Here is a 20,245-nt window from a genome sequence, read left to right as displayed (position 1 = left end):
CGATGACAAACGACGAAGGCAGCGAGCGGCCGCGTAAGATCGTTCACATCGACATGGATGCCTTTTATGCGTCGGTCGAGCAGCGCGACAATCCGGAACTCAGGGGCCTACCGGTTGCCGTCGGCTATCCTGCCGCCCGCGGCGTGGTGGCTGCCGCCAGCTACGAGGCACGCAAGTTCGGCGTTCACTCGGCGATGCCTTCGGTGACCGCGAAGCGCAAATGCCCCGACCTCATCTTCGTCAGACCTCGCTTTGACGTCTACAAAGCGGTCTCGTTGCAGATTCGCGCGATCTTCGCCGAATACACACCGATGATCGAGCCGCTGTCGCTCGACGAGGCCTATCTCGATGTCACGGAAAACCTGAAGGGCATGAAGATCGCCACCGAGATCGCCCAGGAGATCAGGGCGAAGATCAAGCAGGTCAGCGGCCTCAATGCTTCGGCCGGGATTTCCTACAACAAGTTCCTCGCCAAGATGGCATCCGACCTGAACAAGCCCAATGGCCAGGCTGTCATCACGCCGAAGAACGGGCCGGCCTTCGTCGAGGCCCTCCCCGTCAAGAAATTCCATGGCGTCGGACCGGCAACGGCCGAAAAGATGCATAGGCTCGGTATTGAGACTGGCGCAGACCTCAAGGGGAAAACGCTCGAGTTCTTGGTCGAACATTTCGGGAAGTCTGGGCCGTATTTCTATGGGATCGCCCGCGGCATCGACAATCGACAGGTCAAGCCGGACCGGGTGCGCAAATCCGTCGGCGCAGAAGACACGTTCTCCGAGGACATCCACTCTTTCGAGCCGGCACGCGAAGGACTTCAGCCGCTGATCGAGAAAGTCTGGGGTTACTGCGAGGCCAATGAAATCGGCGCCAAGACGGTGACGCTCAAGGTCAAGTATGCCGACTTCAGCCAGATCACCCGCAGCAAGACGGTTGCGGCACCTCTGCAAACGATCGGCGATCTCGAGGACGTGGTCGGCCTGCTTCTCGCGCCCATCTTTCCGCCGCGCAAGGGAATCCGCCTGCTCGGCGTCTCGCTGTCATCACTGGAACGGCAGACCTCTGGAGCGATGCCGCAGTTGCGGTTGGCGCTTTAGACCGCCAGCGTTGCCTGGACAGGATCGGTCGAGTGGCGTCTGACCCGGAAAGTCCCTGCTGGCAATGGACGGAGGATCTCGTCCTCGGACACAACTCCGTCGAGCCACGCCAGGCGCTGATCCCGAGTCAGCACCGCCATCTGTCGGTCGTGAAGGGGCGCGAGATCGGCATTCGCCTCGATCGTCAGGATGGCGTAGGCCTCCGGCCAGTCCTCGATCGCCGGGCGCAAAATCCCCGCGAAGTAGAACCAGTCGCCATTGACGAGCGAGAAGCTGAAGCTCCTGTGGCGAAACTCCGAGGCTGGTACCAGACAGCGGTGGGTCGGAAACGTCCTCCCCTCCGATCGAAGGACGTTCACGGCACGCGCATCGCGGTCGCGGGGGCGCAGCCCCACGGCAGTTCCACCATCTCCACATCGCAAGCAGCTCTTCTGCGCGCTTGCCGCGAATCCCTCTAAGCCGCTCGGCTTCGCTCGGTGATTGCCCCGGGACGAATTGGCGAGAGTCTCAAGGTACGGGTGCGATAGCGCCACTGAAATTAGACCGAACGAGACCTCGGCGCACGGAGCAGGCGTGGCCTCCAACAAGCGAATCGTTTGAGTTCGATCGACATCCCGCCCAGGCAGGGGCCTTCCGGATTCTGCCGAAGTTGATCCAAAACTGCCGATGAGCAATACAAGAACACCCAAATCGTTTTGCCGGCTGAAATCATAGTGTTTCGGGCAGCTGAGGAAAATCAGCCGATGTCACCATGACCGAAAAATTGTACTTGAAATCGTGGTCTCCAACGTACGTTCGTGCGATCTTGCCAAACCACGTGATCTTGAAACGATTGGAATTGCCGATCCGGTCGAATTTGATTTTATGCTTGGCAACCGTATCATGGCCGAGCAGGTATATCTGAAACGCGAAATCATTCCGGTCTGTTATCGTTTCCGGGTGGGGGTCAATCAGCAATTCGAGGCCATCGAGAAACTCCGGTGTATATTCATCCTTGGAGCAGATTCTAAATCCGCCATTGTGCCAGTCATCCGACGACAATATGCAGGATTGATAGTTTTCCCAAGAGTAAGGCGCGTCCCAGTCGCTGGTGTAGTTCGAGCTTTCCTTATCCTTTATATCGCGCTCTGAATTGTAATTTGCCGACTCGAGATGAATGTCGAACCACACCTCTCCGTCGATCTCTTTTGCTGACCATAAAAGCTCTTTGATTGGATGTCCCTCTGGCCAGGGATTACCTTCGAAGTAGATCCTGTTCGATTCCATATATGTTTCTCCTCTTTCAATCAGACGTGACTTGAGAAAATTCAGTCAGTCGCTTCGAGAGAACACGAGACACCGCCTCATAGTTTTCGGGCTTGTCGGCAAGCTGATCAAAGGACTCGACGTTCGATCGCTCGCAGTTGAAGGACCGAACTGCTCACCCAGCAATTCTTCGTGCAAGTGGCAACAGGACGTCAGCAAACCGGAATCACATACACTGAAGCATAGGCGCTCGGCGCGAAGGGGACTTTGGTCGCCACATTTGGCGAACTTGCGATGAGGTCAGACGACGCCGAATCGCTCGAGCATCCTTCGAAGCTGCAGGTTTTCCTGGTGGAGTTGCTGTATCAGCAGCGCCTTGAGGCGTCTGTTTTCCGCATCAAGCGCAGCCAGTTCATCAACTGGTGCTTCGACTGCGAAAGGTCCTTTGCGGTTCTCGCCGCTTGCGCCATTGGCATGTTTTCCTGAGCGGTTATTGCCAATGCGCGTCGCCGCTTTTCGAGCCGGCCTTTTGGTCGACTGTCTTTTCGACTGCGCGATGGTGCCAACGTGATCGTGTTGGCTTTGCAATGGGTCGCTTGGCACCGGTTCGAGCAAAGAAGCGGCAAACTGGGACTGGTTGCCGGCCTCGTCGCCCTGATCGAGCTGATTTGCTGGCTCTCGGTCCTGCGCAATTTCGCCGGGTTCGCAGACAGCGTCCAATTCCTTCTTGGGTTCGAACAGGTGCGGCGCTTCCGTCTCGGCTTGACGGACAAAGGCCTCGATATCGGTGTTTCCCCAGATCGAATTTGTCGGGGTGGCCGTTCGCCGGCGACCTGATTTGAATTCGACGACGAACTTCCGCTGTGGCGTTTTCATATTGGTATTAGACCTCTAAATTCTATGCCAAGCTCAATTGACGTCGAACCGTTTCAGCATCGTCTTGAGCTGGGCGTTCTGCAGCTGGAGCTTCCGGCCGAGCTCTCTTTTCAGTTTTTTGATGTCCTCATCAAGGCTTGCCGCATCGTCGAAGAACGCGTCGCGCGCAGACGACCGAGGCACGCCTTGACCTTCATGTGTCACGACACCGGCCCGCGCGCCTGTGTTAGCCTGGGCTCCCATCCTCCGCTCACCGCGGCGGTGCGGAGACCTTGTCCGAGACTTCGAATTTGTCTCGACTGGCTCATCGACGCTTTCAACTGCACGATGCGCTTCGCTTGGTGAGGGTGTCAAAACCTCGTCACCAACGACCGGCGGTGCCAATGCCTGCGCTGCATCGCGATCGCCTTCCAGCCCATTCGAATCTGATGCCACCTGCTCGACCGGAACAACCTCGTCGTCATCCGCAGAGGTAGTGACTTCGGTTGAAGGAAGTGCCGGCGTCTGCTCCGCCTGATAATCGAGAGCGGGATTCGTATCATGCCCGATGGAACTCTCGAGCCCTTTTGCCGCTCGACGCCGCGACGTCAAATCGACGAGGAATTTCCACGGTGTTTTCATCGGTATTTCACCTCGATCAAGCCGGGGCTGCGATGCTGCGTAGCGCCCTGTCCCCACTCGCAGGTCGGCCCGGCACGATGGAGGCGCCCGGCGACTATTTTTCTGCTGAAGATGCGGTGGCTGAAGCCGATGGCGGCCGACCTACATGTCTGAGCGCTGGTCAATCCAGTCCGAGCCGTTTGCGCAGATCGGTATTTTCCTGGCGTAGCTTGTCCGCCAGCAATTTGCGCAAGCGCTTGTTCTCTTCTTCAAGCTGGATCAGATCTTCCAGCTCATCAATCACCGGCGCGGATGCCTTTGCCGTTTGCTCGGCAGGCTTGGCGGTTTTATTTCTTCCTCTGCCCTTGAGGGTGCCCTTGGTATCGGAAGGCTTCGCCTCGATCGACCCCGGCTTTCTTCCCCTGCCCCGTCCAACAGGTTTTGCCGCACCCGCCGCCGGCAATTGTTCGGTCACCGCTTCCGACACGGCAGAAGCCGGTTCGGCAGCTTGCTTTTGACGACGCGGCGCACGCTTCTTCTTAACGTCCGCTTTTACAGGCGCATTCGTTTCCGCGACCGCAGCAACGGCGCCGGTATTATTCTCTTCAGCCATCAGACCTCTCCTCTATAGCCATGTCTCTTTTCAACTGGGTGAAAGACGGAGTCAACAAAGGCGCTACGGTTATCGCCTGCCTAATATCATGAATTCGACAGCGTGTTACTTGACCGCCTGTGGCCCTAGTTCTTTTGGCTAACTTTTCGCAAGTCAGGCATGCGCTCTACTATGCTGGCGGGAAATCTGGAGAGGGGCATGCACTATCGCCAAAGGTCGGTGCTGTTCGTGGCGCCTTGGCTTATCATCGGAATTGCCGCAGTAGGCGCGTCGGGCGGTATAACTGTTGCGGATCTCGACAAGCCAGAACTGCTGATTGCCGCGCTTTTTGTCGGCCTCGTCATCGGCATGGCCGTTGAGCAGCTCCTACCAACGACGAGAAAACAAGCCCGGCAGGAGAGAAACAGGTCGCGTCCCGAGAAGAAACGCAGCAATGAGCGCATTCTGTTGCGACCTTGGCGTCCGGTGCCAGCTCCGCAGTTATTGAAACCGGTCGACCCGGCGGATCAACTGCGTATCGTGATGCGCTCGAACTTCACCATTCAGCCATTGCTGAACAAGAGCGAAGCCCGCGTGTTTCGCGAACTCGACAGCATCGTAATCGGCTGCAATTCCTCCTGGCAGGTCATGGCGCAGGTGTCGTTGGGCGAAATCCTCCGAAGCACCGATGTGGACGCCTACCGTTGCATCAACTCCAAGCGTGTCGACTTACTGCTCGTGGACAGCAATTGCCAACCGCGGCATGTCATCGAATATCAGGGCGGAGGACACCATCGAGGCACCGCGGCCGCACGCGATGCGGTCAAGAAGGAGGCGCTTCGACGAGCCGGGGTCGGGTACCACGAGGTGGTGGCTGGGCAAACGACCCCATCGGAACTCAGGCGATTGGTCGAAAAGCTGGTGGACAAACCGATTGCCAGCTAACGCGCTCCCGTTACTCATGCCGGGATGGCCGAGCCGCTTCGAGCGGACGGAACCGTCTCCTGGTCTTGATGGTGTGGAGGCGCAAACGAGATGATCTCCGATCTCCAGGCCGTTTGCGAAAATCTTTTTCCGGCCAGCCACGGAGCGATCGAGGGGAGACGGCGTGCTCGCCCGCAAAGAGGGCAAGAACTAAAACGTCCACCGACCCATTGCCAACCGTTCCACCTCAAAAGGCGTTTGAGCTTAACTCTAGGGGAGCGTTGGGCGAGTCAATCCAAAGGTCCCATCTACGAAACAACGATAGGCGCTAGTCCAGCGCTTCGACCACGTTTAGCAACACCCGGGCACCTGAAATCATATGCGCGTCAGTTACGAACTCCGCCTCGTTATGGCTGATGCCATGGCGACACGGAACAAAGATCATGGCTGTTGGAGCTACGCGGTTTATGAACAGCGCATCGTGAAAAGCACCGGAAACCATTTGGCGGCTCTTGAGACCGAGAGCTTGGCAGGCCTTCTCGATTGCCCCTGTAATAGCTGGTGAAAAGCGGCCTGGCGCCATGTTGACGCGCTGGCTGACGCTAACGTCACAGTCCCAGCGGGCGCCAGCGGCCTCGCATTCCTTTCGCACATGCTGGTCCATCGCAGCAAGGATAGCGGCGTCCGGATGGCGGATATCGACGGTGAAGGTAACAGAACGGGGGATAACGTTGATGGAACCTGGCTCGGCAGCAATGCGGCCAACCGTCAGCCGTGCCTCGGGGTCCGCAGGCATGACCGCCGATTGAAGGCTTGCGATTGCGGCGGCTGCCGCACCCATGGGGTCCTTGCGGAATTCAAGCGGCGTCGTGCCGGCATGCGCGGCCACACCGGAGAAGACAACTTCAAGCCATTTCGTGCCCTGCACCGCCGTGACGACACCGATGGGCACGTCCTCCTGCTCGAGGATCGGGCCTTGTTCGATATGCAGTTCGACAAAGGCGGAAATAGCATGGCCTGTTGGTCGCAACGCAGCTTCAGGCAGTGCTGCGAGCGTTGCCGCCAGCTCATCGGCCAGCTTCGGGCCGTCCGTCGCATGTATTGGCTCCCAGTCCGCCATAGTTCCTACCCCCGCAAAGGCCATGGATCCCATGCAACCCGGCGAATAGCGGCTACCTTCCTCATTGGTGAAGGCGACGACTTCGACGGCACGGTCGGTTTCGATGCCGGCGTCGCTCAGCGCTTCGAGCACCTCGAAAGCACTGAGCGTGCCGAGAGCGCCATCGAAACGGCCACCAGTCGGCTGGCTGTCGAGGTGGCTGCCGATGAGGATCGGTGGCAGGGAAGCATCCCGGCCCTCCCGTCGAATGAACAGATTGGCGATATCATCCTGGAAGACGGTGAAGCCGCGGGCAAGCGCTCGCTCAGCGAGCAGCCGGCGCGCCGCACGGTCTTCGATGCTCAAAGCCTGCCTGTTGACACCACCGGCAGGCGTCGCGCCGATCGCTGCGAAATCGGCGACAGACGCGAGCAGGCGCGCGGCGTTGACATCCGGCTTCCGGGTCATCGGCCAAGGCCTGCAATGAACCGCTTGACCCGCTCGAGCTCAACCGCATTCCACCAGACGCCATCGTATTTAAGGGCGCTTGCAATGATCACGCCGTCCGCGACGGACAGAATATCGTTGGCATTATCATGCGTGACGCCGCTGCCCACCAGTGTAGGCAGCGACGCCGCCTCCTTGATCATGCTGATATAACCGAGATCGGCAGCGTGGCCGGTGCGCTGGCCGGTGGCGATGACGACATCGGCATCGAAGAAGACGAGATCCTTGACCTGTTCTTCGACCGGCCGATCCGCCACGATGGCATGCGCCCCATGCTTGACGTGGGCATCGGCAAAGATGCGGACGCCACGGGCGCGAAGATGGGCACGGTAGCGCATGGCGCGTGCCGATTCTCCCTCCACAAACCCCTCGTTCGCAATATAGGCATTGGCCCACTGGTTGACGCGAATGAAGGATGCTGACGAGGCAGACGCGATGGCAAGCGCCGGGATCGCCGCATTGGCGAGCACATTGATGCCGATCGGGCGACCGAGCTCGCGGCGGATGCGATCCGCGACAACGGCCATATGCGCTGATGTCTCGGGGCCGATATCATCAGGCTTGGCAAACGGAACATCGCCGTGGTTCTCGACGATGACAGCGTCGCAGCCGCCCGAAAGGTAGGCGCGTGCATCTGAAAGACCGCGCTCGTAGATCGTCTCGACGCCTTCATCGTCATAGCGTGGCGCCCCCGGCAATGGCATCAGATGCACCACACCGATCACCGGCTTGTCGCGCCCGAAAAGCGTCCTCAGTGTGTCTTTGTCCTGCCGTCCGATAGGGTTGCTCATGGCGATCACACGTTTTCCAGTTTCAATGTCTTTGTAAGGGCGGCTAGGTCTGCCGAGGTGGGGAAAGAGGCGAGGGTACCGGCACGGCCGACAGCTAGACCCGCCGCCCGTGTTGCAAGTCTTGCGGCATCGGAAACAGGGACGCGCTGCGCGAGAAGCCCCGCCAAGGTTCCGGCAAAACAATCGCCGGCTCCGCTCGCATCCACGGCCTGACGTTTTTTAGCCGGGATCTGGAGCCGGGAAGAGGCATCCAGAACGAAGGCACCTTCTGAGCCGAGCGTCACGATGACGGTGGGGGCTCCCATCGCGCGCAAGCGGTCGGCGGCGCGCTCGGGAGCGGTCTCGCCGGTCAAGGCCTCGGCCTCTGGGCGATTGACGATCAGAAGCGATACCGCCGCCAGATCCAGCGCTTCGGCAGAGAGCGGGCTCGGATTGAAAACCGTGAGCAGTCCGGCTGCGTGCGCCGCCTTCAGGCATTGCGCTGTCACATCGGCACCGAGGTTGCCTTGCATCAGCAGCATGTCGCCGGCGCGCCAGGTCGATACGATCGGGCTCATTGTCAGCGGATCGAATCCCTCTGCGCAGGCGGCGGCGGTGACGATGACGTTCTCGCCGTGGCGATCGATCAAGATCACCGAGCGGTCGCTGGGCAGGTCCAGGCGCGAGAGGCGCAGGTCGGACATCTCCGCGGAAAGCAGGCTTTCCATCCCGTCGCCGGCCGCGTCCCGTCCCAGAGGCGCCCAGAGCGTGACCGACGCCCCTGTCCGGGCGGCAGCGACGGCCTGGTTTGCCCCCTTGCCGCCCAGGCCTTCGCCGGCAGCCGTTGCGTTCAGCGTTTCGCCCGGCTGCGGCAGCCGCTCCAGGCGAAAGCTCGCATCGACGCAGACATTGCCGACGACATGGATGGTCATGGCCTCAGGACCTTCCGTTCAGTCCGTTGCCCAGGCGAGCATCTGCTCGAACAGGGTCTTGTAGCCCGGCCAGGCGATGAATTCCGGCGGCAGCCAGTGCGGGCCGACATCCGACGTCCAGACGAGCGAGCGGCCTTCGCGGTAGGTCCCCGTGACGAGCAGCGGCAACGAACCATATTCCGAGGAAACGGTCATGAGCTGGTTTGCCCCTTCCTTCAGCGTCACTTCGTTGAAGCCAAGCAGATAAGGGAACTCGCCGGAAATGCCCGAAAGGATCGGATGCGAAGCATCGCCCGAAACAATCGGCGTAAAGCCCTCCGGCACCTCGACACGATCATCGACGGGAAGGCAGGCCACCGGCAGCACTTCTTCGACCGCGGTGTTGCGGAAGCGCGCGCCGCCATTGATGCCCTGGAACGAATAATAGCCACCGAACATCAGGAGCGCACCGCCCTGGGCAACGTAGTCGCGCAGCAATTTCAGGCGGTTGGGCGTCCGGCGCGAGTGGATCCAGGTATCGGGATGCAGAAGCAGCGTGTTGGCGCCGATATCCGAAAGCACGATGGCGTCATAGGCCTGAAGGCCTTCGAGCGTGCTCGGAAACTCCTTCTGCGCCTCGTGCGCCGGCATGAAGGTAACGTCGAAGGGGCTATCCTTCAGGGCCTTCAGCAATTCGTCCGCGCCGGTGTGGTAGGTCACGGTCGGGAACTGGTCGAAACCCTTGATGTGGGTGGCAGTCGACACCCAGGATTCGCCGGCGAGCAGCACTTTTTTCTTGGTCATGGAAACTCCTTGAACGATGGGCCAGCGCTTAGGCGATGGCGGAAAAGACGGATTTCGGGTTGTCGATCAGCATGCGGTCGATAGCCGCCTGATCGACGCCATGGCGCTTCAGCCGCGGCAGGAAGTGCTTGAGGATGTAGCCGTAGCCAAAGCCGCCGTAGCGCGTCAGCATGATCTTCAGGAACACATCCTGCGACAGAAGCAGCCGGTCGCCGAAACCCTTGTCGATGAGGGCGGCGATGGCACGGGCATTCTCCTCGTCGGACGGCGACTGGGCGTCCTGATCGGCATAATAATAATCCATGCCGATCATGTCGTATTCCAGGAAAGCACCGCGCTTGGCCAATGCCATCTGGTAATCGAGATCATTATGGCTGGGGTTCATATGACAAAGGACGGTGTGGCGCAGATCCGCGCCCTCTTCTTCCACAATGTCGAGCACGCGATGCGCCAGGCGCTCCCAGCCCGGCAGATGGACGGAGAGCGGCAGGCCGGTGATGCGCGACGCCCGCGCCGAAGCACGAAGCGACTTCTCCTCCTCGGCGGTGAAATTCCGGCTGACGCCAACCTCACCGATAATGCCGGCCATGATCTGGGGCTGCGTCTCGCCGCCACCGACATCATCGACGATGAACTGCGTCACCGCATCGACGTCCATGGCTTTCAGCCAGTCGGGATGGGTGTGCTCCAGATAGAAGCCGGTGCCCATGATGATCCGCAGCCCCGACATGCGCGCGATGCGGGCAAGTCCTGCCGCATCACGGCCGATGCCGAAATTGGTCGTTTCGACTACGGTACAGCCGCCGAGCGCCTGGAACCGCTTGAGCTCCCCAAGCGCCAGATCCCCGTCGTCGAGCGAGACATTGTCCCGGTTCATATAGGGGTTCATGCGCAACTCGCCGATGATCTCGATCGAGACCTTCTGTTCGGCGATTGCCTTTTCGTCCGGATGGCAGGGGCAGATCCAGCTGGTCGCGCCATCAAGGAAGATGTGCTCGTGCATCAGCGTTACGCCGAGATCCTCCACCGGCACGGGGCCGGTGACGGTCATGGCAGCGCCGGAATTCACCCCGATGGGCTGGCGCGCTTTCAGCGCGTCCTTGAAGAGGTCATCGAGCATTTTCAGCGCCCCTTTGCGCCGCCGCGGAACAGGCGGAAATTCAGCCAGATCGCGACGAGGATAATGAAGCCGGTGACGATCGGCGTGAAGAAGGGCGAGAGGTGCGACAGGATGAGGCCGTTTGCGAGCACCGCGACGGTGAGCGCGCCAAGTACGGTCCCCACGAGAGAGCCGCGTCCGCCGAAGAGGCTGGTGCCACCAAGCACGACCGCTGCGATGACATCGAGTTCGAATCCCTGTCCCGCATTCGACGAGCCGGAACCGAGACGGGCGGAAAGGATGACGCCGGCGGCGGCCGCCGCCGTACCCGAGAGCACATAGACCCAGAGGATGACACGGCGCGTGTTGACGCCTGCCCGCCGTGTCGCCTCGGCATTGGCGCCGACGCCCGTGACGTAACGACCGAAATGGGTTTCGTTGAATGCGATGTAGGCGACGGCGAGGATGACGATGGCGATCAGCGCCGGAGCGGGAATACCGAACACCCAGGCGCGGCCAAGCGCCACGAAGGGGCTGGTCGGCTCGATCGGGATCGAATAACCGCCGGTGATGAGCAGCGCAAAACCACGGATCACGGAAAGACCGGCAAGCGTGACGATGAAGGCGGGGATACGCTCATATGCGATGAAGTAGCCCTGAATAACGCCCACAAGGCCGCCGAGAAGCAGCATCAGCAGGATAGCCAGCGGCCAGGGAACACCAGCCTGAAGGGCGGCCGCCGAAAGCGTGGCCGTCAAGGCGAGAACAGAGCCGACCGAAAGATCGATGCCGCCCGTCGTGATCACGAAGGTCATGGCGGCTGCAACGATGAGCAGCGGGGCGGACTGCCGGATGACGTTGAGAAGGTTTGGCGCGGTCAGGAAGGAATCGGTCGTCACCGCAAAGAACAGGCAACAGACGACGAAGAACAGCGCGATCGACATGACGCCGCCATTGGCCACGACCTTGTCGAGGATCGTTGCCTCGCGCATGCGGGGCGGATGGCTGGCATAGGCGTTGGGTTCGGAACTCATGCGGAGACGCCCTTTTCCCGGTTATGGCCTGCGGACCGGGCGGCAAATTTTCGCCCGACGATGAGATTGACGACGTCCTCGATATTGGTGTCCTCGATTCGGCGCTCGGCGACATTCCGCCCCTCGTACATCACCTGGATGCGGTCGCAGACGAGGAAAAGGTCCTGAAGGCGGTGCGTGATGAGGATGACGGACACGCCGCGTTGCGAGACGGTGCGGATGAGTTCGAGCACCGCCTCCACCTCGGCGACGGCAAGTGCCGCGGTCGGCTCGTCCATGATGAGCACGGACGGATTGAAGGATGCGGCGCGGCCGATGGCGATGGACTGGCGCTGGCCACCCGAAAGGTTTTCCACCTTCATGCGCGTATCGGGAATGACGATACCGAGATTGGAGAGCATGTCGCGCGCCCGCTCGTGCATCAGTTTCTTGTCGAGCATCGGCACGCCGGCTATCCGTCGTTTCGGCTCGCGACCAAGGAAGAGATTGCCGGCGACATCGATCGTGTCGCAGAGCGCCAGGTCCTGGTAGACCATCTCGATCCGAGCTGCGCGCGCATCCGCCGGCGAGGTGAAGGCAACCTCCCTGCCATCGATCTCGATGGTGCCGGCATCGGGGATCACCGCGCCGGAGAGAACCTTGCTGATGGTAGACTTGCCCGCGCCGTTGTCACCCACCAGACCGAGGACTTCCCCGGGCTTCAGGTCGAGTGAGGCGTTGTCGAGCGATTGTAGAGCGCCGTAGCGCTTGGAAATGCCGGTCATGCGGACGCGGCTGACTTGCGTGTCGGTCATATTCAACGCCCTTGCTGGAAATCCGGCCGCCCAGCCTGATCGTCAGGCCGGGCGGCGGCGGCAGTTCGGCTTACTTGAACATTTCGCGATACTGATCGACGTTCGCCTTGGTGACGATGGTGACCGGCACGTTGATGATCGGCTCGATCTTTTCACCCTTCTTGACCTTGACGAGCGCCTCGACCGCGGCCTTGCCCTCACCGGCAGGATCCTGCTGGATCACAGCCGTCACGAAGCCCTGGTCGATGCCATCGATGGCGGATTTCGTCAGATCCCAGCCGAAGACCTTGATGCTATCACCGCGGCCTTGGCTGGCAACGGCGGATACCGCGCCGAGCAGCGCCGGCTCGCCGGTCGCGTAGAGTGCCGTCATGTCGGGATTGGCGGTCATCAGGTTTTCAGCGGCAGACAGCGCAACGTCCTGCACATTCTGGCCGTCAACGGTATTCAAAAACTCAACCTTCTGGCCGCCCTTACCCACGGCTGCCTTGAAGCCATCAAGGCGCTGGTTCTGGATGAAGGAGTTGAGCGCGCCGACGACGCCGACTTTTGCAGCACCACCCATGTCGCTCTTCACATAATCGGAGAAGAACTTGCCGATCTCGGCGCCAGCTGCGGTGTTGTCGACACCGACGAAGGCGATGTTGTCCCCTTCCGGAATCTGCGCATCGATGGCGATGACCGGAATGCCGGCATTCTTAGCAGCAGTGATGGCCGGCTTTACGCCGTTGACATCGATGGCAACCAGAATGATGCCGTCGACCTTCTGCGTGATGTAGGTTTCGATCGCATCGTTCTGCGCCGCGGGCACATTGTTGGCGTTGAAGATCACGAGATCGGCGCCTGCAGCCTTGGCTGCGGCGTTGGCACCGTCATTGATCTGGTTGAAGAACAGTGCCTGCTGGTTGATGGTGACGAGCGCGAATGTTTCGGCAAAGGCGCTGGAAACGCCCATGGAAAGCGTCATGGCTGCAGCTGCAGCGCAGCCGAGAAGATATTTGGTCCGACCCATTTTAGGTTCCCCTTGTTAGAAGCCGCTGGCGGCAACAGAATTTACAGGGGCATTATTCAAGTGACTTGAATTATTGTCAAGTCACTTGAATGCAAGCAATCACAAAAGTTAACTCGCAACTTTTCCTGAGTTAAATCAGAATGTTGCCGGGGTATTTACCCAGAAAATCGAGGCGCGCTGATTTCCGACATTGCGATACCAATGGGCCAGTTCGGAATTGAAAACGAAACTGTCTCCGGCGGCCAGGCGAAAGGTCTTATCGCCGATCATCAGTTCGATCTCGCCGACAAGAACGTAGCCCACTTCCTCGCCGACATGCTGGATCGGCCCGGCGCTCTCGCCGCCCACATCGATATGGTGAATGTTGCATTGGAGCAGATGGCCCTGTGAATAGGGAATGATGCGCTCCAACGATATGCCCTCGCCGCGCCGCAGCGGATCGAGCGAGATCAGCGGTCGCGTGCCAGCGCGAAATACCACCCCCTCATCGGCATCCGTCTCCTCGAACATCCAGCCGATATTGGAATCCAGTGCCTGCACCAGCCGGTGCAGCATGGGCAACGAGGGCGAAGCTTTGCCGTTTTCGATCTTGGACAGCAGGCTTTCTGAACAATCCGCAGCCAGCGCCAGTGCCTTCAACGTCAAGCCGCGCGTCTGCCGCGCAAGCTTGAGGCGTGCACCAAGCCGCACCGGATTCGATTGGACCTTGTCCTCTCGGTTGCTTTCGGACGGCAAAGGCGGCTTGACCATATTCATGTTAGAAGCATCGCATTGATCGGTGCCACAATCATAAATCCTTCAGGCAAGCGCTGTCCAGTTAGGATGCTTTAGGCGTAGAACGTTAGGCCTGCTTGCGTGGAGCAAGGCTATCAAACAAAAGGTGACGACAATGCTTGGGCCAGACGGCGTGAACATGCTGCCGACCGGGATTTCTGATTATAATGTCGACTAATCGGAATGTCCCTTTTTTGTTAGTACATGTATAGACATTATTGTTGAACGGTGGTTCTATCCCGCAAAAACAAGGGGATCATCATGGCCAATACGATGTTCGATCTGGCAGGAAGAGTGGCAGTTGTGACTGGTGCGAGCCGCGGCATGGGCCAATGATTGCGCTGGCGCTTGCCGAAGCGGGTGCCGTTATTTGCGTACGGCGCGATCAAAATTCGCTAATCGAAACCAAAGCGAGTATCGAAGCCCTTGGCAGGACCTGTATCACGGGCGCCCAGGATGTGACAAATATTTCGTCCATCGACGAAACGCTAAGCAAGTTCGAAAACATCGCTGGCGCTGTCGATATCCTTGTCAATAATGCGGGTACGAACAGGTATCTCCCTCGCTCGAGATCGATGAACAAATTGGGACAAGATCATCGGCACCAACCTCAGGGGCGCGTTTTTCTGGTCGCAAGGCGCAGCGCGGCGGATGTCAAGGCAGTGCTTGCTCATACGCATAGCCGGAAGAAGCGGTAGTAGATGGACAGGAGTACGGGAACATAACCTCGGCACATTGCACAGAATGGCTTTGCGGCATTGCAATAATTAATAACGCACTGCAATATAGCTGTCACAAACCTGTGCAGTTAAGGTTCCGTTCGATGAGGATTTGTATCTATAAGTCGGAAAGAGCACCTGAGCTTACCCTCCTGCTGCGAGAAGGATTGCCTCTCCCGCTCGATACCAAGGTAGACAAATGGACCAAAATTAAGGTGGTCACCGATAGAGAAATGAGAGCAGACCTTTTGATTCAGATTGGTGGCGTCGGATATGCGTTAGTCCGGCTTGGCGCGATCAGACAACATTAGGCAGTAGCACCCGCCTTGCTGCCGCGTTATCACCAAACGACCGTCGCATCGTGGGCTTTGTCTGCTGGACTCACGAGCCGACCAGCGGCCAATTGTCCGCCTCGGATTGAAAGCTGCTTTGTTGAATTGGTTAGGCTCTTGAAGAGATTCGAACTTGCGATCCGTGATTTAGTCACGTAGCAGGCAGGGGATCAGTGCCTTCGCTTAGGATTGCAAGATATCTACGGTAGCTGAAAACACGGCCACGCTTGCGACCTGTCACCTCGTCGACAATCCCCAAACGCTCCAAGTCAGCGAGCGCTGCATTGACAGTCGGCGCGGAAAGGCCTGTCATTTGAACGACCTGATTTGCCGTATGAAAGGGGTTTTGCTGAAAGAGTTCGTGAATACGAAGGGCCGATCCGGCTCGGTCGCTCTCGACTGTGATTTTCTCCCTGTCCTCCTTGAAAAGATCGACAATCCGAGTGGCAGCTTCAAATGCTTGGTTGGCGGTGTCGGCTACACCTGTCAGGAAGAAGTCTAGCCAAGCTTCCCAGTTTCCATGTTCACGGACCTCTTGCAGTAATCGATAATATTCGCTTCGATGGGCCTTGAGGTAAAGACTGAGGTAGAGCAATGGTTTGCGTAGAACGCCGTTCATGCACAGGTAAAGAGTGACAAGCAGACGACCTATCCGGCCATTGCCATCGAGAAATGGATGGATCGTTTCGAACTGGACATGCAGGAGGCCAGCTTTGATCAGAGCCGGTAACCGTGATTGATCGTCATGCATGAAGCGCTCGAACGCGTCTAGGCAGCCACCCAATTCCGTCACGGGTGGTGGCACGAAGAGTGCGTTGCCGGGTCGCGTGCCTCCAATCCAATTCTGCGAGCGCCGAAACTCTCCTGGATCCTTAGTGCCTCCCCGCCCGCTTTGCAGCAGTCGTGCGTGCATCTCTCGGATCAGGCGCAATGACATTGGCAGCGTTTCCAAACGCTCCAAACCGTACATCATCGCATCAACGTAATTGGAAACCTCACGAATATCATCGACCGGTTGCCCCGCTTGAGCCTCGGTCTCAAACCGCAAAAGATCGGAAAGCGTCGACTGTGTGCCTTCAATCTGCGAGGAAAGAACTGCCTCCTTTCTTACATACATGTAGAGGAATAACTCCTGGCGCGGGAGCAGCATTGTGATGCCATCCAGGCGACCTAGCGCACGCTCTGCCAGACTGAGGCGCTCCAATAGCGAAAGGACATCGATGGATGGCTCGGGCGGCAATGGCGGAGGCACGAACGCCCGCACTGTTTCGCTCGCTGCCGTTGTTTTGACAAAACGGCCCAGGCGCAAATTAGGTTCGGAATCAGACATAGCCTAATATGAATTCCGTCCGTTATTTAAGCAAGAGCCCCTTTATTTAAATAAGCCTCAAGCTTAGGTAAGCGCGCTTAATTAACGTAGACCGTTGTCATTGCGTCAAGCGCAGGCTGAATAGCCCCGAGTTTCGTAGACACCCTCGGGTTAGATTTTCTACTGCTTCTCGAACTCGACGGGCGACAGCATTCCGTTTCTGACGTGCTTGCGTTTCGGGTTGTAGAACATCTCGATGTAGTCGAACACATCCTGGCGAGCTTCATCGCGTGAACGGTAGACCCTGCGACGTATCCTCTCTCGCTTCAGAACATTGAAGAAGCTCTCGGCCACCGCATTGTCATCTGCGCGAACGCCACACGCTTGAGTCTCTGGGAAACCTTGTCGGAATGAGCACACGCAGCCTTGCTCGACACTTCGTGCAGGCCACAGGCTGCACCCCGCATGAGTTCGTGGAGCGGGCAAGAGTAGATGCCGCGAGGAACCTGCTCGAGGGTAGCGATCTTCAGCTGAAGACGGTGGCCTACGACTGCGGATTTGGCACGGCCGACAGGCTGCGGGCCGTCTTCACGCAACGGCTCGCGGTCACTCCAGCTCAGTATCGCGCAAGCTTTCGGAACACGCGGTGATTGGGTGGCCACACCTAAAGCCGCGACCGTTCGGCCAGCTCCAGAAGCCGGCGGCAGGCCTCGCGGAGATTTCTCTGGGGAGCACTCGCGACGCCCAGAAGCAGCCCCGGCTGAGCGCTTGCTGACGACGCGAACCACGTCGAAAGCGGTGCTGGAAACAGACCGAATGGGAGAGCCTCGCTGACCACGGCGACGTCCGAAATGTCGTCCCGCAGCTTGAGCAGGACCGCGAGACCCGGTGTCGAAACATCAACGACGCAATCGGAGCTTGGAAGGGCAGCAAGCACGGCCTGCTGTCGCGAGGCATAGAGACGCTTCATGCGGCGTATGTGCCTCAGATAGTGGCCCTCCCTGATGAACTCTGCGACAGCCATCTGCACTGCGGGACCAGGCGCCGGCATGAGACAGGCGGCCGTCTCCGCGAACAACGGCACCAGTGCATGGGGTACGATGACGAAGCCGAGCCTGAGCGCCGGGCTAATGGTCTTGCTGAAAGAGCCGATGTGGATGACACGCCCGGCTCGATCCAGCGAGGCAAGAGCGGGGGCTGCCCTGCCTGTCAGCTGCAGTTCGCTCAGGTAGTCGTCTTCCACAATCCATGCACCATTCGCCGCTGCCCAGTCGAGCAGAAGCAGACGGCGTCCCAGGGACAAGGTATGGCCCAGAGGTGCCTGCTGTCCCGGCGTGACAACCGCGAGCTTCGCGCCGGGGCATGAGCGCATACCGTGTTCCACGTCGATGCCCTGCGCATCGACCGGGATCGGTGCGACTGAGAGACCGGCCAGTTCGACGCCTCTTCTCGACCAGGGAAAGCTAGGCTCCTCCAGCCAAGCGGGATGTCCGGCCAGCTTTAGGGCGCCGAGTGCAAGCCCCAGACCTGCAGCATATCCATTGGTCACCATCACCTGGTCCGGCGAACAGTTCATGCCACGGGCTATGGCCAGAAAGGAGGCGATCTCGCGTCTCAGCTCTAGCTCCCCACGCGGATCCGGGTAGAGCAGCGGCGCGCTCGCACCGGCTCGCACGGCCTGGCCATACAGACGGGCAAACAATGTTGCGGGAAAGACGTCGGTCGCAGGGACGCCCATTTGGAAGAACGCGGGTCCCTGCGTCATTTCCAGATACATTTGCATGAACGCACCTGGATCTACCCGCGTCTGCATATCCGCAACGGCACCTGGCCGCTGCGCCACGCGGGTGCCCGCCGCCCTTGAAGCCTCGATCAGCTGCGCTGCAGCAAGCCTGTCATAGGCGACCCGGACGGTTCCGCGCGCAACCCCAAGCTCGGCCGAAAGATCCTGCCAGGAAGGCAAGCGCGCTCCCTGTTCCAGGACGCCGTCCTCGATCGCCTTCCTGATTCCGGAGTGAATCTGTTCCGAGAGCGATGTCGATGCGGAGCGGTCGATGGAAAGGCTAAGCTTGGTCCCCATGGGTTCATGGTACACTGTTTCTGCATGTTCTTGGTTCTTTTTTTTATGCCACGGCAGCGGCATCTTCAGGCCATCGAAAGGAGCACACTCATGAAGATGAAAAACCTGTTGCCCGTCGCCGTCGCGGCAATGTCCTGGATCATGGCGTCGCAGGCATCGGCGCATGATCCGCGGTCCGAGACGGTCACCCCCAGGCTCCGGGAAGCCATCCCCAACGTACCGGGTAAGTCGCTTGTCGCAGTCGAAGTCGACTACGAGCCCGGTGCGGCTTCCAAGCCGCATACCCATGCCAAGTCGGCCTTCATCTATGCCTACGTCCTTTCCGGCCGGGTCGAGTCGAAGGTCAACGACGGCCCGGCTCGCATCTACAAGGCCGGAGAAGGCTGGTCGGAGCCGCCTGACACAGTTCATTCCGTCAGCCGCAACGCGAGCTCGACGGAGCCAGCCAGACTGCTTGCCGTCTTCATCACCGATGCCAGCGAAACAAGGCTCACTTTCCCAGTGACGCAAAACTAAGGAGAACCGACATGACACAGAGGCTTGATTACAACCAGATCGCACCAAATGGAGCGAAGGCACTCGGCGGGGTCTATGGCTACGTCACCCAAAGCGGCTTACCGGGAGAACTCGTCGACCTCGTCTATCTGCGCGTATCGCAGATCAACAACTGTGCCTACTGCCTCGACATGCACACCCGCGAGCTTATCAAGCGAGGCGTCAACATAGAGAAGTTGGCCCTCTTGCAGGCCTGGGAAGAGGGCGGCAACCTATTCTCCGAGACGGAGCGTGCGGCTCTCGCGTGGGCGGAGAGCGTCACCCTCGTCGCACAGACTGGCGTGCCTGACAGCGCCTATCTGGCAGCGCGGAAGGTCTTCGACGAGAAGCAGCTTGTCGACCTCACCATCGCGATCAGCCTGATGAACAGCTATAATCGCATGGCCATCAGCTTTCGCAACACGCCGCAGGCAGTGCGGTAAATCGGCCGACGGCCGGTTCCAACCAACCAGTGAATGGAGCGAGCCATGATCCCACTGGAGATAGCCGGTATACGCATTCCTGACAGCAAGCTGGCAGGGGATGTGACCCAGCTTATACGCGACACGGAGAGCGAGCTGCTCTTTCACCATTCGTGTCGCGTCTACTTCTGGGGAGCCATGAGCGGGAAAAGCAAGCGGCTCGTCTACGATCCCGAACTGCTCTTCGTCGCCTCCATGTTCCATGATCTGGGACTAACGGCGCAGTTTGCAAAAAGCCGCCTTCGCTTCGAAGTGGATGGGGCAAATGCCGCGCGCGACTTCCTGCATGCGCGCGGCATCTCGGAGGGCGACATCGAAACGGTGTGGAACGCGGTCGCCTTGCATACGACGCCCGGAATTCCAGAGTTCATGCGTCCAGAAATTGCGCTGCTCCAGGCTGGAGCCGGGATGGACGTCGCCGGGAGAGGATTCGAACATTACACAGAGGCGCAGCGTAATGCGGTCGTCACCGCGTTTCCTCGTGAAGCCGACTTCAAGGCCGGGATCATCGACGCGTTCTACCAAGGCATGAAACACAGACCCGAAACCACCTTCGGAACCTTCAACGACGATTTCCTTGCCGCAAGGGATCCGCAGTTCAAGCGGGTTAATATGTGCTCGGTTATCTGCCATTCGCACTGGGAACACTGAAAC

The 20,245-nt window shown here is 59.3% G+C and carries 21 protein-coding genes and 3 pseudogenes; 7 read left to right on the top strand and 17 right to left on the bottom strand.

The window, feature by feature from the left end; all coding sequences use genetic code 11:
• Positions 1-2 precede the first annotated feature (2 nt).
• The gene (dinB, locus tag HJB91_RS15975) at positions 3-1,094 is read left to right on the top strand and encodes a DNA polymerase IV (RefSeq protein ID WP_221155348.1); all 1,092 of its coding nucleotides are present in this window, start codon (positions 3-5) and stop codon (positions 1,092-1,094) included.
• Here the strand turns inward: dinB and HJB91_RS15970 are convergent.
• From HJB91_RS15970 to HJB91_RS15950, 5 genes and pseudogenes are all read right to left on the bottom strand, one after another.
• A pseudogene (locus HJB91_RS15970) lies at positions 1,091-1,527 on the bottom strand (SOS response-associated peptidase family protein); the annotation flags it as partial. The gene dinB and the pseudogene HJB91_RS15970 sit on opposite strands and share 4 nt — an antisense overlap.
• Positions 1,528-1,802: 275 nt before the next feature.
• Entirely contained in the window at positions 1,803-2,360 is a 558-nt protein-coding gene (locus tag HJB91_RS15965; RefSeq protein ID WP_221155342.1) for a hypothetical protein, read from the bottom strand.
• Between the two features lie 279 nt (positions 2,361-2,639).
• Entirely contained in the window at positions 2,640-3,215 is a 576-nt protein-coding gene (locus HJB91_RS15960; protein ID WP_221155341.1) for a hypothetical protein, read from the bottom strand.
• A 33-nt stretch (positions 3,216-3,248) separates the two neighbouring features.
• Positions 3,249-3,836: a hypothetical protein gene (locus HJB91_RS15955; RefSeq protein WP_221155340.1), complete on the bottom strand. Its 588-nt coding sequence runs from the start codon at positions 3,834-3,836 to the stop codon at positions 3,249-3,251.
• A gap of 160 nt (positions 3,837-3,996) precedes the next feature.
• On the bottom strand, positions 3,997-4,428 hold the full coding sequence (locus HJB91_RS15950; protein WP_221155339.1) for a SyrB2 regulator: 432 nt from the start codon (positions 4,426-4,428) through the stop codon (positions 3,997-3,999).
• Positions 4,429-4,626: 198 nt separating this feature from the next.
• On the opposite strand from HJB91_RS15950, the gene HJB91_RS15945 reads away from it, so the two are divergent.
• Positions 4,627-5,352, top strand: coding sequence for a DUF2726 domain-containing protein (locus HJB91_RS15945; RefSeq protein WP_221155338.1), 726 nt, complete (start codon positions 4,627-4,629; stop codon positions 5,350-5,352).
• A 307-nt stretch (positions 5,353-5,659) separates the two neighbouring features.
• On the opposite strand, the gene HJB91_RS15940 is transcribed toward HJB91_RS15945, so the two are convergent.
• The 9 genes from HJB91_RS15940 to HJB91_RS15900 form a co-directional block, all read right to left on the bottom strand.
• Positions 5,660-6,898: a Zn-dependent hydrolase gene (locus HJB91_RS15940; RefSeq protein WP_221155337.1), complete on the bottom strand. Its 1,239-nt coding sequence runs from the start codon at positions 6,896-6,898 to the stop codon at positions 5,660-5,662.
• Positions 6,895-7,728, bottom strand: a complete 834-nt coding sequence (locus tag HJB91_RS15935; RefSeq protein ID WP_183704896.1) for a BtpA/SgcQ family protein — start codon at positions 7,726-7,728, stop codon at positions 6,895-6,897. The genes HJB91_RS15940 and HJB91_RS15935 overlap by 4 nt, the downstream gene beginning before the upstream one ends.
• 5 nt (positions 7,729-7,733) lie before the next feature.
• Positions 7,734-8,639, bottom strand: a complete 906-nt coding sequence (locus HJB91_RS15930; protein ID WP_221155336.1) for a ribokinase — start codon at positions 8,637-8,639, stop codon at positions 7,734-7,736.
• 18 nt (positions 8,640-8,657) lie between these two features.
• Positions 8,658-9,422 carry a glutamine amidotransferase gene (locus tag HJB91_RS15925; RefSeq protein ID WP_221140750.1) on the bottom strand — a complete coding sequence of 255 codons (765 nt, stop codon included), beginning with the start codon at positions 9,420-9,422 and terminating at the stop codon, positions 8,658-8,660.
• Positions 9,423-9,450: 28 nt separating this feature from the next.
• On the bottom strand, positions 9,451-10,542 hold the full coding sequence (locus HJB91_RS15920; protein ID WP_221127814.1) for a phosphotriesterase: 1,092 nt from the start codon (positions 10,540-10,542) through the stop codon (positions 9,451-9,453).
• A gap of 2 nt (positions 10,543-10,544) precedes the next feature.
• The gene (locus HJB91_RS15915; protein ID WP_221140748.1) at positions 10,545-11,555 is read right to left on the bottom strand and encodes an ABC transporter permease; all 1,011 of its coding nucleotides are present in this window, start codon (positions 11,553-11,555) and stop codon (positions 10,545-10,547) included.
• The gene (locus tag HJB91_RS15910) at positions 11,552-12,349 is read right to left on the bottom strand and encodes an ATP-binding cassette domain-containing protein (protein WP_097600231.1); all 798 of its coding nucleotides are present in this window, start codon (positions 12,347-12,349) and stop codon (positions 11,552-11,554) included. The genes HJB91_RS15915 and HJB91_RS15910 overlap by 4 nt, the downstream gene beginning before the upstream one ends.
• A gap of 70 nt (positions 12,350-12,419) precedes the next feature.
• Entirely contained in the window at positions 12,420-13,361 is a 942-nt protein-coding gene (locus HJB91_RS15905; RefSeq protein WP_221155334.1) for a substrate-binding domain-containing protein, read from the bottom strand.
• 135 nt (positions 13,362-13,496) lie between these two features.
• On the bottom strand, positions 13,497-14,111 hold the full coding sequence (locus HJB91_RS15900; protein ID WP_097600263.1) for a cupin domain-containing protein: 615 nt from the start codon (positions 14,109-14,111) through the stop codon (positions 13,497-13,499).
• A gap of 356 nt (positions 14,112-14,467) precedes the next feature.
• Here HJB91_RS15900 and HJB91_RS15895 point away from each other — a divergent pair, with 356 nt between their 5' ends.
• Positions 14,468-14,833 carry an SDR family NAD(P)-dependent oxidoreductase gene (locus HJB91_RS15895; protein ID WP_259667116.1) on the top strand — a complete coding sequence of 122 codons (366 nt, stop codon included), beginning with the start codon at positions 14,468-14,470 and terminating at the stop codon, positions 14,831-14,833.
• A gap of 504 nt (positions 14,834-15,337) precedes the next feature.
• On the opposite strand, the gene HJB91_RS15890 is transcribed toward HJB91_RS15895, so the two are convergent.
• A complete protein-coding gene (locus HJB91_RS15890; protein ID WP_221127817.1) occupies positions 15,338-16,516 on the bottom strand; it encodes a Fic family protein in 1,179 nt (392 codons plus the stop codon).
• Positions 16,517-16,675: 159 nt separating this feature from the next.
• Positions 16,676-16,858 (bottom strand): annotated as a pseudogene (locus HJB91_RS15885) (IS3 family transposase); the annotation flags it as partial.
• On the opposite strand from HJB91_RS15885, the pseudogene HJB91_RS15880 reads away from it, so the two are divergent.
• A pseudogene (locus HJB91_RS15880) lies at positions 16,858-17,145 on the top strand (helix-turn-helix domain-containing protein); the annotation flags it as partial. The pseudogenes HJB91_RS15885 and HJB91_RS15880 sit on opposite strands and share 1 nt — an antisense overlap.
• 14 nt (positions 17,146-17,159) lie before the next feature.
• Here the strand turns inward: HJB91_RS15880 and HJB91_RS15875 are convergent.
• Positions 17,160-18,575 carry a PLP-dependent aminotransferase family protein gene (locus HJB91_RS15875; protein ID WP_221127832.1) on the bottom strand — a complete coding sequence of 472 codons (1,416 nt, stop codon included), beginning with the start codon at positions 18,573-18,575 and terminating at the stop codon, positions 17,160-17,162.
• Between the two features lie 90 nt (positions 18,576-18,665).
• Here HJB91_RS15875 and HJB91_RS15870 point away from each other — a divergent pair, with 90 nt between their 5' ends.
• From HJB91_RS15870 to HJB91_RS15860, 3 genes are read left to right on the top strand one after another with little or no spacing between them, the layout of a single operon-like run.
• Entirely contained in the window at positions 18,666-19,091 is a 426-nt protein-coding gene (locus HJB91_RS15870) for a cupin domain-containing protein (RefSeq protein WP_221127818.1), read from the top strand.
• An 11-nt stretch (positions 19,092-19,102) separates the two neighbouring features.
• On the top strand, positions 19,103-19,552 hold the full coding sequence (locus tag HJB91_RS15865; RefSeq protein WP_221127819.1) for a carboxymuconolactone decarboxylase family protein: 450 nt from the start codon (positions 19,103-19,105) through the stop codon (positions 19,550-19,552).
• Positions 19,553-19,597: 45 nt separating this feature from the next.
• Positions 19,598-20,242: an HD domain-containing protein gene (locus tag HJB91_RS15860; RefSeq protein WP_221127820.1), complete on the top strand. Its 645-nt coding sequence runs from the start codon at positions 19,598-19,600 to the stop codon at positions 20,240-20,242.
• The last annotated feature ends 3 nt before the right edge of the window (positions 20,243-20,245 follow it).

The organism is Rhizobium sp. NLR10b (assembly GCF_019685435.1).
GTDB lineage: Bacteria > Pseudomonadota > Alphaproteobacteria > Rhizobiales > Rhizobiaceae > Rhizobium.
The sequence above is the reverse complement of the archived record's forward strand: the minus strand, read 5'-3'. Positions and strand labels throughout refer to the sequence as shown.

Excerpts from the sequence above, each read along its gene's own strand:
- HJB91_RS15915 (WP_221140748.1), bottom strand. The coding sequence starts at position 11,555 with ATGAGTTCCGAACCCAACGCCTATGCCAGCCATCCGCCCCGCATGCGC.
- HJB91_RS15955 (WP_221155340.1), bottom strand. The coding sequence starts at position 3,836 with ATGAAAACACCGTGGAAATTCCTCGTCGATTTGACGTCGCGGCGTCGA.
- HJB91_RS15935 (WP_183704896.1), bottom strand. The coding sequence starts at position 7,728 with ATGAGCAACCCTATCGGACGGCAGGACAAAGACACACTGAGGACGCTT.
- HJB91_RS15925 (WP_221140750.1), bottom strand. The coding sequence starts at position 9,422 with ATGACCAAGAAAAAAGTGCTGCTCGCCGGCGAATCCTGGGTGTCGACT.
- HJB91_RS15900 (WP_097600263.1), bottom strand. The coding sequence starts at position 14,111 with ATGGTCAAGCCGCCTTTGCCGTCCGAAAGCAACCGAGAGGACAAGGTC.
- HJB91_RS15905 (WP_221155334.1), bottom strand. The coding sequence starts at position 13,361 with ATGGGTCGGACCAAATATCTTCTCGGCTGCGCTGCAGCTGCAGCCATG.
- HJB91_RS15960 (WP_221155341.1), bottom strand. The coding sequence starts at position 3,215 with ATGAAAACGCCACAGCGGAAGTTCGTCGTCGAATTCAAATCAGGTCGC.
- HJB91_RS15860 (WP_221127820.1), top strand. The coding sequence starts at position 19,598 with ATGATCCCACTGGAGATAGCCGGTATACGCATTCCTGACAGCAAGCTG.
- dinB (WP_221155348.1), top strand. The coding sequence starts at position 3 with ATGACAAACGACGAAGGCAGCGAGCGGCCGCGTAAGATCGTTCACATC.
- HJB91_RS15870 (WP_221127818.1), top strand. The coding sequence starts at position 18,666 with ATGAAGATGAAAAACCTGTTGCCCGTCGCCGTCGCGGCAATGTCCTGG.
- HJB91_RS15930 (WP_221155336.1), bottom strand. The coding sequence starts at position 8,639 with ATGACCATCCATGTCGTCGGCAATGTCTGCGTCGATGCGAGCTTTCGC.
- HJB91_RS15940 (WP_221155337.1), bottom strand. The coding sequence starts at position 6,898 with ATGACCCGGAAGCCGGATGTCAACGCCGCGCGCCTGCTCGCGTCTGTC.
- HJB91_RS15920 (WP_221127814.1), bottom strand. The coding sequence starts at position 10,542 with ATGCTCGATGACCTCTTCAAGGACGCGCTGAAAGCGCGCCAGCCCATC.
- HJB91_RS15865 (WP_221127819.1), top strand. The coding sequence starts at position 19,103 with ATGACACAGAGGCTTGATTACAACCAGATCGCACCAAATGGAGCGAAG.
- HJB91_RS15875 (WP_221127832.1), bottom strand. The coding sequence starts at position 18,575 with ATGGGGACCAAGCTTAGCCTTTCCATCGACCGCTCCGCATCGACATCG.
- HJB91_RS15895 (WP_259667116.1), top strand. The coding sequence starts at position 14,468 with ATGATTGCGCTGGCGCTTGCCGAAGCGGGTGCCGTTATTTGCGTACGG.
- HJB91_RS15965 (WP_221155342.1), bottom strand. The coding sequence starts at position 2,360 with ATGGAATCGAACAGGATCTACTTCGAAGGTAATCCCTGGCCAGAGGGA.
- HJB91_RS15910 (WP_097600231.1), bottom strand. The coding sequence starts at position 12,349 with ATGACCGACACGCAAGTCAGCCGCGTCCGCATGACCGGCATTTCCAAG.
- HJB91_RS15950 (WP_221155339.1), bottom strand. The coding sequence starts at position 4,428 with ATGGCTGAAGAGAATAATACCGGCGCCGTTGCTGCGGTCGCGGAAACG.
- HJB91_RS15945 (WP_221155338.1), top strand. The coding sequence starts at position 4,627 with ATGCACTATCGCCAAAGGTCGGTGCTGTTCGTGGCGCCTTGGCTTATC.
- HJB91_RS15890 (WP_221127817.1), bottom strand. The coding sequence starts at position 16,516 with ATGTCTGATTCCGAACCTAATTTGCGCCTGGGCCGTTTTGTCAAAACA.